Origin of the sequence: Citrobacter sp. XT1-2-2, assembly GCF_023516235.1 — a bacterium.
In the GTDB taxonomy this organism is placed as follows: Bacteria; Pseudomonadota; Gammaproteobacteria; order Enterobacterales; family Enterobacteriaceae; genus Citrobacter; species Citrobacter werkmanii.
The window spans coordinates 2,432,227-2,446,773 of record NZ_CP097324.1; the positions used below are offsets into that span (position 1 = coordinate 2,432,227).

The window sequence follows — 14,547 nt, forward strand, 5'->3', positions numbered from 1 at the left end:
TGTGCCGCACAGGGGTTATACAGTGACGACGATTTTGCCTACCTGACCGTTGGCTTCCATGTATTGATGTGCCTCGACGATATCATCAAAGGCGAAGGTTTTATCAATCAGCGGCTTGAGCTGCCCGGACTGTAATCCTTCAAAGATAAACCGTTTCGCTCGCGAAAGTTTTTCTGCGTCCGAGGTGATTTCAAAAATTTCATAACCACGGAAAGTCAAATGGCGACCGAGGATCTCAATGACCGGTATAGAAAGGTCTCGTGCATCAAGCGAGCCATATTGGAAAAAGATCCCACCGGCTGGCATCACCTGGGCAATTTTTGCCACTCCCGGGCCACCGACCGGATCGAAGACCACACGGGTTCCTTTGCCATCAGTAATGCGTGAGATCTCAGTGACAAGATCTTGCTCATGACTGGCGATAACATCTGCTGCCCCAAGCTGCAAAAGCTGGCTTCGCTTCTCGCTGGTTCGCGTCATCGCAATAGGCTTTGCGCCGAGCATATTAGCAATCTGAATTGCCGCCAGTCCGACGCTACTGGAAGCAGCATTGATCAGCACATTATCTCCAGGTTTAATATCCGCATATTCAACCAGTGCACCGAATGCGGTCACATACATCATCCAACTGGCGGCGGCTTCGGCAAAGCTGAGGTTTTGCGGATGTTTTACGACCGCGTGCGCCGGGGCATTAACGACTTCTCCATACATACCATATTGATGAAAGCTGAAAGCCGGAATGACGCTAACGTAATCCCCTGGTGCAAACTCACCTACGTTGTCTCCTACGGATTCAACGACTCCGGCAGCTTCATAACCCAACCGTGCCGGGAAATTAGGTTGGTAAATATACTGGCATGTGCGGTACATAATCTCCGCACGGTTGATACCAATTGCCCGTACGCGGATCTGAACCTCATTTGCATCAGGTGCGGGAACCTGCATGTCCTGAATCTTCAAGACGTCAGCGTCACCAATTTGATTAAAAACTATGACCTTAGACATAGCAGACCTCAGTAAATTGTTCTGTATTGGGTCCGCACAATTTAACGATTCAGATGAGAGTGAAAAACCGCAGTTGCGGAACTTCACTATTACTCATTTCGTAACAATCCCTGAAGCCGCGGTTTTTGTTGGCTAAAAAGTTCGCACAGCCAGTCAATGAATACCCGTACGCGAGGGGTGAGGTGACGCCTGTCGGGGTAAAGCACAGAAACCGGTTTTGATTCTCCGGCGTAATCGGCCAGCACCTCAACGAGCTGACCCGTCTGGAGGTAGGGGGCCAGCACGGCATGAACACCACGTATGATGCCGAGTCCAGATAAACAGCCGGTCAGCAATATATCGGAGTTATCAACGCTTATCCGCCCGGTGGGCGTGAACGATAAAGTTTTACCTCCGCTAATGAAGGACCACTCCAGCGCTTCCCGGTGACGCTCGCTAAAAAAGTTAAGCGCCCGGTGTCGGGATAAATCCTCTGGCGTCTGCGGTACGCCATGTTGTTGCAAATAATCCGTTGACGCGCAGGTCACCATCTTTACTTCACCAAGTCGCCTGGATATTAGGGAAGAGTCTTGTAATTCGCCGATACGGATCATGCAGTCGATACCTTCGGCAAGCATATCGATTTTACGGTCGGTGGAGGTGAGTACCATCTCGATGTCAGGATATCGCGACTGGAAATCTTTCAGCGCAGGAACTAACACGGAATGCGCCAGCGACAGAGGGGCATTAACCCTGAGTTTTCCGCGTGGCGGGCGGGTTGGCGAGAAAGAGGCCATGATGTCATCAACGTCGCCAAGCAGTATTTTTGTGCGTTGGTAAAAAGCGTCACCTTCATCGGTCAGCGTCACTTTACGGGTTGTGCGGTTAAGTAACTTTGCCCCCAGTTCGTCTTCAAGATGCTGGATGGCTTTGGTCACTGCGGGGCGATGCAGGTGTAATACGTCTGCAGCTCTGGCAAATCCACCTTGCTCAACAACCTGTATAAAAATGGTCATATATTCAAACATACTGGAACGCATCGCTTATTTCTCCCGATATCCGATCATTGTTATTATGAGAGTAATAATCATGCCTGCATAGGTTATTGAATGCTGCTCTACACTTAGTGTTTTAACGTTGAGGGTTACAGCATGATTAAGGTCTATGGGGTGCCGGGCTGGGGATCGGCCATCAGTGAAGTGATGCTCACACTGGCGGAGATCCCTTACAGTTTTATTAATGTCGACGGTTTTGACAGCGATGGTCCTTCGCGGGAGTTGCTTAAGACAATGAATCCGCTATGCCAGGTGCCCACACTGGTACTGGAAAATGGCGAAGTCATGACGGAAACAGCGGCGATCGCCCTGATGATCCTCGATCGTTGTCCCGAGCTTTCGCCCTCCGTTGGGCGCAGCGAGCGTCAGCAGTTCCAGCGTCTGTTGATATGGCTGGTGGCAAATGTCTATCCCACATTTACCTATGCCGATTATCCTGAACGCTGGGTGCCGGATGCTCCGACGCAGTTGAAAAAAAATTGTATTGAGTACCGAAAATCTCTCTATATGTGGTTGAATGACCAGCTAAGCGCCGAGCCGTACGCTTTCGGAGAGCAGCTAACCTTGCTGGACGTCTATATTTGTGTGATGCGTAGCTGGGGGCCGGGACATGACTGGTTCCAGGACAACACGCCGAATATTAGCGCTATCGCTGATGCGGTTTGCCAGCACCCACGGCTACGTTCCGTGCTGAAAAACAATAAGATTATTTGAGAAAACACACTTTCTGACCAAAACAATAAGGAACCTGCTATGCCGCACGTTGATATTAAATGTTTTCCCCGCGATCTGAGCGACGAGCAAAAATCCGCGCTGGCGGCGGATATTACCGACGTCATTATTCGTCATTTGCAAAGCAAAGACAGCTCGGTAAGCGTGGCGCTGAATCAAGTTGAGCCAGAGGCGTGGCAGGGCGTGTGGGATGCGGAGATTAAGCCGCAGATGGCAACGTTAATTAAAAAACCTGGCTACAGCATGTGAGATAAAACGGGCGAATTTTCCGCCCGTTTTCAACAGGTTTACGGTGTAACGATGTTAAACCAGAATTCGAACTTATCCATATAGCCGAGCATAGCGTCAAGTTTAGCGCCGTCGCCGGTTATCTTCACATCGCCGCTGTCTTGCGCCTGTTTCAGCGTCACTTCCTTGAGGATGATTTTATTGAGCGTGTCGCGATTCAATGTGATCGTGGCGTCAGCCTCTTTTGCTTCGGCATTGGCGGTATGGTTTAGTACGCCATTTTCCAGTTCAAGCTTATATTTACCACCGTCGCTGCCAAGGTCGATGTTAAACACCGATTTGGCATCACCCGCTTTCTGCCCGTTAATATGTACCGCCAGATAGTCGAAGAACATTTCCGGCGTCATGGCGCGTACGGTATCCGGGCTGGCAGTGTTCGGGGTTGGGCCTTTAACCACACCATTACGCAGCTCTTGCGCGCCGGTCAGGTAGAAGTTGCGCCACGGGCCGGATTCAGCCTGGTATCCTAGCTGTTCCAGCGCATCAGCTTCCAGGTTGCGCGCGGCCTGGTTATTGGGATCGGCAAACACCACTTTGCTCACCACCTGGGCCACCCAGCGATAGTTACCCTGGTCATAGTCGGCTTTCGCTTTCTGCAGAATGGCGTCCGCTCCGCCCATATAGTCGACGAATTTCTTCGCCGCTTCTTCCGGCGGCAGTTCATCCAGCGTTGCCGGGTTGCCATCAAACCAGCCGAGATAGAGCACATAGGTCGCTTTCACATCATGACTGACGGAACCATAGTAACCGCGATTAGCCCAGGTATGCGCCAGTGAGTCCGGCAGTTTAAAGTTCGCGGCGATTTCATCGCGGGTCAGACCTTCGTTAGCCATACGCAGCGTCTGGTCGTTGATGTAACGATACAGATCTCGTTGGCTTTTCAACAGGTTCTCGACTTTGTCATTACCCCAGGTTGGCCAGTGGTGCTGCGCCATCAGGATTTCTGCTTTATCTCCCCAGCGTACAATCGCTTCGTTAATGTATTTGGACCATGGCAACGGCTCACGAATTTTGGCCCCGCGCAGGGAGTAGGTGTTGTGCAGGGTGTGGGTGACGTCTTCAGCAGACTCAATCAGTTTCTTCTCTTCGATATACCACAACATTTCTGACGGCGCTTCGGAGCCTGGGGCCAACATGAAGTCATAGGTCAGGCCATCAATGACCTCTTTTTGCCCATCTTTTTCAATTATATTGGTTGGCGCAATCAGGGTGACGGTTCCCGCGGAGGTCGTGGTTCCCAGTCCGGCACCAACCTGACCTTTGGCATCAGGTTTTAGTAGATTGCCGTACATATAGCTCGCGCGACGGCTCATGACGTTACCGGCCATGATATTCTCAGCCACCGCCGCTTCCATAAAGCCGGCAGGTGCATAAATCTTCACTTTGCCCGCTTTAACGTCTGCTTCATCAACAACGCCGCGTACGCCGCCGTAATGGTCAACGTGGCTGTGCGTATAAATCACCGCGACTACGGGTTTTTGACCGCGGTTTTTAAAGTAAAGATCCATCCCGACTTTGGCCGTTTCTGCTGATACCAGCGGGTCAACAACGGTGACGCCTTCTTTACCTTCAATGATCGTCATGTTGGACAGATCGAGGTTACGGATCTGGTAAACGCCTTCCGTCACTTCAAACAGTCCGCTGATGTTGATCAACTGGGACTGACGCCACAGGCTCGGATTTACCGTATCCGGGGCTTTATCGCCTTCTTTAATGAACGCATATTGTTGCGGATTCCAGATGACATTTCCTTGCTCACCTTTGATCACATCCTGAGGAATTGGGGCGATGAAGCCTTTATGAGCATCGGTAAAGTCGGTGTTATCTGAGAAGGGCAGTTGATTGAAAAGCGCATTGTTCGCTTGTTGCGTGGAAGCGGTTGCGTCCTTTGGCGCTTCAGCGGCAATCAGGGGAGCAGAGGCAGAGGTGAGTAACCCGGCAAGGATAAAACTTTGTGCGATTCTATTCAGTTGCATCGTAAAACCTCTCTGACACTTTATAAGTACAGTTGGGGGATGCTGCTTTGACTGATTGGATTTGGAATAGATATTTGAGTTAGAGCAAGTTTAACTATAATTCACGCAAATGATTCAGCAAGGAAGGACAGCGATTCATCCGACTGGTTTTTCAGAAGTTTTAAGAAGACGGTGAGGGATGAAAAGCATGAGCCGCCATTCGTTAGCAGACAATTATTCACCTGCGGTAATGCGTCTCCCGCTGGAGACAAACGTTCCGGCCCCAAGGTGATGCAGGGTAGTGAGCTTGTCATCATCAAACTGCCATCGTCCTTCCACGAAGGCTCTCTCATCAGCGGCCGCCGAGACCACTTCCCCAAACAGGGTGTCATACTTTTCCTGCGCCGCCGTTGCAGGCAGTAGACGGCATTCCATCCAGGCCAGGCATTTTGCTTCTATCAGCGGTAAACCCAACACCGGTCCTTGCACCACAGGAATGCCGTAGCAGTTGAATTTATCTTCCACGCGACCGGAAACGCTGCCAACGGCCCAGGTCCAGTTAGCGGCGGCAACCCCCGGAATAACGATGCCAAACATACCGCTGCGTTCAATCAGTTCCCGCGACCAGGCGGTTTTATCAACCACAATTGCGATACGCGGTGGTTCAAACTCCACGGGCATTGACCACGCAGCGGCCATCACATTCCGCCGCTCTGTATGATCGTCCCGACTGGTGATTAAAATGGTAGGGCCGTGATTTAGCAGTCGACTGGCATGTTTCAATTCGAGAGGACGAAAATGGCTCATGGATGCTCCTTGGCTGAGAGATAACACACCACAATTAACTTAGATATTAACGGTATTAGCGATTTTGTCGCCTCGTGAGGAAGAACAACGCACAAAATCGACAGCGTAAAATTAAAAATGCGTTATAAGTACAACATTACACAAACAGGAAGCTGGTATGACGCCTTTTTTAAACGCTTATTTTGCCCGTATTGGCTGGTCAGGTTCGGCCAACGTCAACATTGAAACCCTGCGAGCGCTGCATTTACTGCACAACAGCGCCATTCCTTTTGAAAATCTTGATGTGCTGCTGCCACGCGAAATGCAACTCGACGACGCATCGCTGGAAGAGAAACTGGTAACGGCGCGTCGCGGCGGTTATTGTTTTGAGCAAAATGGGTTATTTGAGCGGGCGCTCCGCGAAATCGGTTTTACCGTTCGCAGTTTACTTGGACGTGTGGTACTGGCGAATCCGTCAAGCCTACCGCCACGCACGCATCGTCTGCTGCTGGTTGAGCTACAGGGAGAGCAGTGGATCGCTGACGTCGGATTCGGTGGGCAAACGCTGACAGCGCCGATTCGTCTGCAGGCGGATGTTGCACAGCACACACCACACGGAGAGTATCGTCTGATTCAGGAAGGTGAAGACTGGATTTTGCAGTTCCTTCATCACGAACACTGGCAATCAATGTACCGTTTTGACCTGGTTATGCAGCATCAGAGCGATTATCTGATGGGCAACTTCTGGTCGGCGCATTGGCCGCAGTCGCATTTTCGTCACCATCTGCTGATGTGCCGTCATCTGCCAGACGGCGGTAAATTTACGTTAACCAATTTTCATTTTACCCATTATCAGGATGGCCATGCGGTAGAGCAGATTAATCTGCCTGACGTCGCCAGCCTGTACGCCTTATTGCAGGCGCGGTTTGGATTGGGCGTGGATGATGTGAAGCATGGATTTACTGAAGAAGAATTGGCGACGGTAATGGCGGCGTTTGATACGCACCCGGAAGCGGGAAAATAACACCATCGGGAATAGTGCCGGATGCGGCGTAATCGCCATATCCGGCCCACAGGAATAGATTAAAAATCTATCGCCCATTCGGCATGAAACAGGATCACCGCCGAACCGGTAATGGTGACTTTTTCCGGCTGGTTATCACGAATAGCGACCTTCACATCAACTATACCGTCACGACCCAACGCGCGGCCCTGATGCCCCTGAACACGTAACGTTTTGCCATCATGCGCCATCAGTCGGTGGTGAACCAGCCACGCGCCCATCGGCCCGTTGGCATTGCCGGTGACTGGATCTTCCACAATACCAATTGCGGGTGAAAACATGCGTCCATCGGTGGCGTTTTCGCCCTTACGGATTTGAAAAGGGAAGAAACCGTTACAGCCAATTTGTTGGCTGATGGTCGCCAGAGCCTGCAAATCTGGGGAAAGGGCGTCCAGGTCTACCTCAGGCTTTAGCGGAATCATCACTTTCGAATGGCCGGTGGTGGCAACCTGGATCGGCAGCCCTGGCAGCATATCGTCTTCGCTCAGATGCAGGGCGTGGATAATTGCAGCGCGAACCGCGCCTTGCAGCGGAGGTTCAAATCCAGGTGTTCCTTGCTCAAGGCTAATGCGATAGTCATTCCCTACAGTTTCAACATCCACCCGATGACGCCCGGCCAGCGAGGTTTGCCAGACAGTCGTGTTGCTCAGACCCAGTACCTTGGCCCGCACGTAGTGCGCGGCGACGGTAGCATGTCCACAGATGGGAACTTCAACCGTCGGCGTGAAATAGCGGATGTGTACATCGCTGTCGTTGCTGGTCAGCAGGAATGCAGTTTCCGAATGACGCAGCTCGCGGGCAATCAACTGCATCTGCGCTTCGCTCAGTCCGTCAGCATGCAGCACCACGCCCGCTGAATTGCCGCGAAAGGGGACCGAGGTAAAGGCATCGACGTGGTAAACCTGTGGTTTCATTAGCGTTCTCCCTGGAATGGAGAAGCATCATAGCGTACAAAAAGCGGGATAGCGATGCAGACCTGGTGGCGCTTAGGCCACCAGGCATCAGAGGCAATTAGCGGCGCGAGCGCACAATTTGATAGCGGCGGGTGAAGTACTCAAACGGCGCACTCCACACGTGTACCAGACGTGTGAATGGAAACAGTAGGAATATCGTCATGCCTAGCACCAGATGGGCACGGAATATCGGCGCCACGCCATCCAGATGCGCGGATGCGCCCCCCTGGAAAGTCACCACCGACTGCGCCCAACCGACCAGTTTCAGCATTTCACTGCCGTCAGGGTGCTGTGCGGAGAACGGAATAGTGGTTAAGCCGAGAATGCATTGAACCAGCAGAATGCACAGGATCAGAATATCGGCAGTGGATGATGTTGCGCGAATGCGTGGATTAGTCAGGCGCCGCACCAGCAAACCCGCGCCCCCAACCAGCGTTAACACGCCGCAAACACCGCCGAGAATCATTGCCATTTGCTGTTTCACCGCAATCGGCAGGAACCAGGCATACATCCAGTGCGGGGTCAGCATGCCAAACAGGTGACCGAAAAAAATCCCCAGAATGCCGATATGGAACAAGTTTGACCATAACACCATACCGCGTTTGTCCAGCATTTGACTGGAAGAGGCGCGCCAGGTGTATTGCCCGTAGTCGTAACGCAACCAACTGCCGAGGATAAACACCGTGCCGCACAAATACGGGTAGATATCGTAAAAGAAGACGTTCAGATACTGTATCATTTCGGACCTCCCGCGCTGACGTCGACATACTGCGGCGCCACGTCCTGGCTAAAGCGTCGTTGATAGTTTTGTAACGGTGAGCTGTCACAAGCGGTGGCGTTATCTTCGATAAACTTCACCTGTTCCTCTTCCCAGACCGCATCCAGGGCCTGACGGGTATCGTCACGTGTTTCTGCGCCAACCTGCCTGGTGACACTGTCACTTGAAAGGGGGCTACCGGCAAGCAGCAGCAGGGCATCAAACAACTGATACCACGGCGTATCGCGCTGTTTTAAGCGACCGCCAAGCAGTGCCAGAATGGGGGCGACATTCTGTAAACCTTCTTTGGCCTGGGCCTCCGGCAGCACGCTTAAATACTCCAGATACAACGGTAGATGATCCGGCAACTCGCGGCAGTTAAGCTGGAGCCCGACCTTTTCGTACTGCGCCAGCAGATCAACCATCGCCTGGCCGCGATCACGCGACTCGGCATGGACATGTTCGAACAACAGCAGTGAGGTGGCGCGCCCCCGATCAAACACCTCGCACCATTCGGCTTGCTTATCCAGTAATGGCGCATTGAGCAGGGCCTGGCTAAATTCGATAAGCATTGGGGCATCGCTGGACACCAGCGCCAGCGCGTCGTCTTTACACTCCCACAGCAGTTCGTCCGGATATTCCATCAGCAGTCCGATAACCTTGAGGATTTGCATTATTCACCCTCCGCTTTATCGCGCACTTCGGTAATGTCGATGGCATCAATACGGCTGCTGTTAAACAGGTTGAACTTGGTATCCGAACCGTGACAGCCGTCGCCAAAGGTGAAACCACAACCGTTTTTCTCCGGGAAAGCGTCGCGCGCCATTTCACGGTGGCTGGTCGGGATCACGAAGCGGTCTTCATAGTTGGCGATAGCCAGATAGCGATACATCTCCTCCACCTGCTCAACGGTCAGACCGACTTCCTCAATGGCGCGGGTATCCGTCACGCCTTCGACGGTTTGTGAGCGCATATAGTGGCGCATCGCCATCATGCGCTTGAGCGCGCGTAGTACCGGGGCGGTATCGCCAGCGCTTAGCATATTGGCGAGGTACTGTACCGGGATACGCAGTGATTCCACCGCCGGTAAAATATTGCCATTGCGCGGCAGGCCACCGGCATCAGCGACCGACTGAATCGGTGACAACGGCGGCACATACCAGACCATCGGCAGAGTGCGATACTCAGGATGTAACGGCAGCGCCAGCTTCCAGTCCATTGCCATTTTGTAGACCGGCGAACGTTGGGCGGCGTCGATAACATTCTGTGGAATGCCTTGTTTTAACGCCTCTTCGATGACCGCCGGATCGTGCGGATTGAGGAACACATCGCACTGACGCTCATACAGGTCGGTCTCATGCTCAGTACTGGCCGCTTCCTCGATGCGGTCGGCGTCGTACAGCAATACACCGAGATAACGGATACGCCCAACGCAGGTTTCCGAACATACCGTCGGCTGGCCGGACTCAATACGCGGGTAACAGAAAATGCACTTCTCTGACTTACCGCTCTTCCAGTTAAAATAGATTTTCTTGTATGGACAACCGCTGATACACAAACGCCAACCGCGGCATTTGTCCTGGTCGATCAGCACAATGCCGTCTTCCTCACGCTTATAGATGGCACCACTCGGGCAGGTGGCGACACAGCTTGGGTTCAGACAGTGTTCACAGAGTCGCGGTAAATACATCATGAAGGTGTTTTCGAACTGACCGTACATCTCCTTCTGCATTTTCTCGAAGTTTCGGTCACGGGCGCGTTTTGAGAACTCGCCGCCGAGCAGCTCTTCCCAGTTGGGGCCCCAGATAATCTTGTCCATCCGTTTACCGTCGATCAACGAACGTGGACGCGCAGTGGGCTGGTTTTTGCCTTCCGGTGCGCTATGCAGATGCTGATAATCGTAGGTAAACGGTTCATAGTAATCATCGATTTGCGGGATCACCGGGTTGGCGAATATTTTGGTAATCACCCCCATCTTGCCGCCCAGACGCGGTCTTATCTTGCCGTTGACATCGCGAACCCAGCCGCCTTGCCACTCTTCCTGATCTTCCCAGTTTTTCGGATAACCAATGCCTGGTTTGGTCTCGACGTTGTTAAACCATGCATATTCCATCCCTTCGCGCCCGGTCCAGACGTTTTTACAGGTGACGGAGCAGGTGTGGCAGCCGATACACTTGTCAAGATTAAGAACCATGCCTACCTGTGAGCGTATTTTCATTTTTTCGCCTCCTGTACCTGATCGCGACCTTCATCATCCAGCCAGTTAATATTTTTCATTTTTCTAATCATGATGAACTCATCGCGGTTAGAGCCGACCGTACCGTAATAGTTAAAGCTGTACGCCAACTGCGCATAGCCACCGATCATATGCGTCGGTTTCGGGCAGACGCGGGTGACCGAGTTATGGATCCCGCCACGCATCCCGGTGACTTCTGAGCCGGGAATGTTCATGATTCGTTCCTGAGCGTGATACATCATGGTCATTCCCGGTGGCACGCGCTGACTCACTACCGCACGGGCGGTAAGCGCGCCATTGGCGTTAAAGGCTTCGATCCAGTCGTTATCTTCAATACCCAACTCTTTGGCATCGGTCTCGCTGATCCAGACGATGGGGCCGCCGCGCGACAGCGTCAGCATCAGCAGGTTTTCGCTGTAGGTGGAGTGGATCCCCCATTTCTGATGCGGCGTCAGGAAGTTGAGCGCTTTTTCCGGAAAACCGTTAGGCGGAACGTCGCGCATTTCGCTAACGCTGCGGGTGTCGATAGGCGGACGGTAGGCCACCAGGCTTTCACCAAATGCACGCATCCACGCGTGATCCTGATACAACTGCTGGCGACCGGACAGGGTGCGCCATGGGATCAGCTCGTGGACGTTGGTATAGCCTGCGTTATAGGAGACATGTTCGCTTTCAAGACCGGACCAGGTCGGGCTGGAGATAATTTTGCGCGGCTGCGCCTGAATATCGCGAAAACGGATCTTCTCATCTTCTTTGTTCAACGCCAGATGCGTATGGTCGCGTCCGGTCATGGCGCCCAGCGCTTCCCAGGCTTTGACCGCCACCTGACCGTTGGTTTCCGGCGCCAGGGCGAGGATCACCTCCGACGCATCCAGTGCGGTGTCGATCAGCGGTCGACCTTTCGCCGGACCTTCGCGTTTGGTGTAGTTCAGCTTGCCGAGGAAATCGACCTCGGTCTGGGTATTCCAGGAGATACCTTTGCCACCATTTCCGAGTTTGTCCATTAGCGGGCCGAGCGAGGTAAAACGCTCGTAGGTGGCAGGGTAGTCACGCTCCACGACGGCGATATTAGGCGCAGTTTTTCCTGGAACAAGATCGCATTCGCCTTTGCGCCAGTCGAGGATGTCAAACGGCTGCGCCAGTTCTGCTGGTGAGTCGTGTTGCAGCGGTTGCAGGACGACATCGGTTTCTTGCCCAAGGTGCCCGACACAGACCTCCGAGAACACTTTGGCGATGCCTTTATAGATTTCCCAGTCGCTCTTCGATTCCCACGCCGGATCGACCGCCGCCGACAGCGGGTGAATAAACGGATGCATATCCGAGGTGTTCATATCATCTTTTTCATACCAGGTGGCGGTCGGCAGAACGATATCGGAGAACAGACAGGTACTGGACATACGGAAATCGAGCGTGACCAGCAGATCAAGCTTGCCTTCAATCGCCGCAGCCTGCCATTCCACCTCTTCAGGTTTAATGCCCTCGCTTGAACCGAGCGCTTCTCCCTGGATCCCGCTTTCGGTACCCAGTAAATACTTGAGCATGTATTCATGCCCTTTACCGGAGGAGCCGAGCAGGTTAGAGCGCCAGACAAAGAGGTTGCGCGGATGGTTGTGGCCGCTGTCCGGCTGCTCGCAGGCAAAACGGATATCACCCGATTTCAGCGCTTGTGCGGTGTATTCCACAGGAGACAAGCCAGCCTGTTCAGCCTTCGCTTTCACGGTCAATGGGTTGAGGTTAAGCTGCGGGGCGGACGGCAGCCAGCCCATTCTTTCGGCGCGTACGTTAAAGTCGATTAAATGCCCGCTAAATTTCGACGCGTCGGCCAGCGGAGAGAGGAGCTCCTGCGCGGTGAGTTTTTCATAACGCCACTGGCTGGAGTGGTTGTAGAAAAAAGAAGTGCTGTTCATCTGACGCGGCGGGCGGTTCCAGTCCAGCGCAAACGCCAGCGGTAACCAGCCGGTTTGCGGACGCAGTTTCTCCTGACCCACATAGTGCGCCCAGCCACCGCCGCTTTGCCCCACGCAGCCACAGAACACCAGCATGTTAATCATGCCACGGTAGTTCATGTCCATGTGATACCAGTGATTAACGCCAGCCCCGAGGATGATCATCGACCGGCCATGAGTTTTGTGTGCCGTATCGGCAAACTCCCTGGCGATTTGTTCGATATGACGGCGTGGCACACCGGTGATTTGTTCTCCCCAGGCCGGGGTGTAGGCTTTCACTTCGCTGTAATCTTGCGCGCTATGAACGTCATCCAGACCACGATCGAGACCGTAATTCGCCAGTACCAGATCATAAACGCTCACTACCGGGCAACTGCGGCCATCGGCGAGGGTGAGGCGTTTTACCGGAAGCTGACGCACCAGCACCGGCTGTTGTTTTACGCTGCGAAAATGCGGGTTTTCGTTGCCGCCAAAGTAGGGGAATGCTACCCCAGCCACGTCATCATGCTGACCAAGCAACGAGAGGGAAAGTTCTGTTTCTACCCCTGCGGCCAACGACTCGAGGTTCCATTTTCCCGTCTCACCCCAGCGAAAGCCGATGGAGCCGTTCGGCACGACCAGCTCACCGTCGCTGTTAAAGGCCACGGTTTTCCACTCCGGATTGTTGCTTTCGCCCAGACCGTCAACAAGGTCTGAAGCGCGCATCATACGTCCAGGCACGTAGCTGCCGTCTTCACGCGCATCCAGCAGGACCAGCATTGGCATATCGGTATAGCGGCGGCAGTAATTGAGGAAGTAGTCGCTGGGCCTGTCGAGGTGAAATTCTTTTAAAATCACATGGCCCATTGCCATCGCCAGCGCGCTGTCGGTGCCTTGTTTTGGTGCCAGCCACTGGTCGCACAGTTTGGCGACTTCCGAGTAGTCGGGCGTAATGGCAATGGTTTTAGTGCCTTTGTAGCGCACTTCGGTAAAAAAATGCGCGTCAGGCGTACGGGTCTGTGGGACGTTAGAACCCCAGGCAATAATATAACTGGAGTTATACCAGTCGGCGGATTCAGGAACGTCGGTCTGCTCGCCCCAGGTCATTGGCGACGCAGGCGGTAAGTCGCAATACCAGTCATAAAAGCTCAGGCAGGTGCCGCCAAGAAGGGAAAGATAACGCGTGCCTGCGGCATAGGAGACCATCGACATTGCCGGAATAGGTGAAAATCCGGCCACGCGATCCGGGCCGTAGGTCTTTACCGTCCAGACGTTGGCGGCGGCAATCAACTGATTAAGTTCTTTCCAGCTAGAACGGATAAAACCACCGCGACCGCGTACCTGCTTGTAGCTCTGGCATTTTTGCGGGTCGTTCATAATCGATTCCCAGGCCAGCACCGGGTCGGACTGGCGGGTCAGGGCGTCGCGCCACAGTTCGATCAAACGTTTACGCACTAACGGATATTTCAGGCGGTTGGCGCTGTAAAGATACCAGGAGTAGCTGGCGCCGCGCGGACAGCCGCGGGGTTCATGATTTGGCAGGTCAGGGCGGGTGCGCGGGTAGTCAGTTTGCTGCGTTTCCCAGGTCACCAGTCCGTTTTTGACGTAGATTTTCCAGCTACATGAGCCGGTACAGTTCACGCCGTGGGTAGAGCGCACAATTTTATCGAACTGCCAGCGCTGACGATAACTGTCTTCCCAGTCCCGATTGGTGTGCATCACTTGCCCATGCCCCTCGGCAAACGTATCGCCCTTTTGTTTAAAGTAGCGAAAGCGATCTAACAGTTTACTCATGACATAACTCCTGCTTCGA

The 14,547-nt window shown here is 53.3% G+C and carries 12 protein-coding genes; 3 read left to right on the top strand and 9 right to left on the bottom strand.

The annotated features are described in order from the left end of the window. Positions 1–15: 15 nt before the first annotated feature. Complete coding sequence (locus tag M4I31_RS11530) at positions 16–1,005, bottom strand: zinc-dependent alcohol dehydrogenase family protein (RefSeq protein ID WP_085048185.1); 990 nt, start codon at positions 1,003–1,005, stop codon at positions 16–18. Positions 1,006–1,094: 89 nt separating this feature from the next. Continuing rightward, complete coding sequence (locus M4I31_RS11535) at positions 1,095–2,024, bottom strand: LysR family transcriptional regulator (RefSeq protein WP_085048186.1); 930 nt, start codon at positions 2,022–2,024, stop codon at positions 1,095–1,097. A gap of 111 nt (positions 2,025–2,135) precedes the next feature. On the opposite strand from M4I31_RS11535, the gene M4I31_RS11540 reads away from it, so the two are divergent. Together M4I31_RS11540 and pptA are read left to right on the top strand one after the other, a co-directional pair. Continuing rightward, on the top strand, positions 2,136–2,753 hold the full coding sequence (locus M4I31_RS11540; protein ID WP_038640673.1) for a glutathione S-transferase family protein: 618 nt from the start codon (positions 2,136–2,138) through the stop codon (positions 2,751–2,753). 39 nt (positions 2,754–2,792) lie between these two features. Then, on the top strand, positions 2,793–3,020 hold the full coding sequence (gene pptA, locus M4I31_RS11545) for a tautomerase PptA (RefSeq protein WP_069324916.1): 228 nt from the start codon (positions 2,793–2,795) through the stop codon (positions 3,018–3,020). 38 nt (positions 3,021–3,058) lie between these two features. Here pptA and M4I31_RS11550 read toward each other — a convergent pair whose 3' ends face one another. Together M4I31_RS11550 and M4I31_RS11555 are read right to left on the bottom strand one after the other, a co-directional pair. After that, a complete protein-coding gene (locus M4I31_RS11550; protein ID WP_085048187.1) occupies positions 3,059–5,035 on the bottom strand; it encodes an alkyl/aryl-sulfatase in 1,977 nt (658 codons plus the stop codon). A 213-nt stretch (positions 5,036–5,248) separates the two neighbouring features. Continuing rightward, complete coding sequence (locus M4I31_RS11555) at positions 5,249–5,821, bottom strand: flavin reductase family protein (protein WP_038640667.1); 573 nt, start codon at positions 5,819–5,821, stop codon at positions 5,249–5,251. 157 nt (positions 5,822–5,978) lie between these two features. Between M4I31_RS11555 and nhoA the strand changes: the two genes are divergently transcribed. Then, the gene (nhoA, locus tag M4I31_RS11560) at positions 5,979–6,824 is read left to right on the top strand and encodes an N-hydroxyarylamine O-acetyltransferase (RefSeq protein WP_038640665.1); all 846 of its coding nucleotides are present in this window, start codon (positions 5,979–5,981) and stop codon (positions 6,822–6,824) included. 59 nt (positions 6,825–6,883) lie between these two features. Here nhoA and M4I31_RS11565 read toward each other — a convergent pair whose 3' ends face one another. The 5 genes from M4I31_RS11565 to M4I31_RS11585 all read right to left on the bottom strand — a co-directional run bounded on the left by M4I31_RS11565 (position 6,884) and on the right by M4I31_RS11585 (position 14,528). Next, complete coding sequence (locus M4I31_RS11565; RefSeq protein WP_085048188.1) at positions 6,884–7,777, bottom strand: PhzF family isomerase; 894 nt, start codon at positions 7,775–7,777, stop codon at positions 6,884–6,886. Between the two features lie 97 nt (positions 7,778–7,874). Further along, the gene (gene narI, locus M4I31_RS11570) at positions 7,875–8,555 is read right to left on the bottom strand and encodes a respiratory nitrate reductase subunit gamma (protein ID WP_038640663.1); all 681 of its coding nucleotides are present in this window, start codon (positions 8,553–8,555) and stop codon (positions 7,875–7,877) included. After that, positions 8,552–9,247, bottom strand: a complete 696-nt coding sequence (narW, locus tag M4I31_RS11575) for a nitrate reductase molybdenum cofactor assembly chaperone (RefSeq protein WP_038640661.1) — start codon at positions 9,245–9,247, stop codon at positions 8,552–8,554. Before narW ends, narI begins: the two co-directional genes overlap by 4 nt. Further along, a complete protein-coding gene (gene narH, locus M4I31_RS11580) occupies positions 9,247–10,791 on the bottom strand; it encodes a nitrate reductase subunit beta (RefSeq protein WP_085048189.1) in 1,545 nt (514 codons plus the stop codon). Before narH ends, narW begins: the two co-directional genes overlap by 1 nt. Next, positions 10,788–14,528: a nitrate reductase subunit alpha gene (locus M4I31_RS11585; protein WP_085048190.1), complete on the bottom strand. Its 3,741-nt coding sequence runs from the start codon at positions 14,526–14,528 to the stop codon at positions 10,788–10,790. Before M4I31_RS11585 ends, narH begins: the two co-directional genes overlap by 4 nt. Positions 14,529–14,547: the final 19 nt, after the last annotated feature.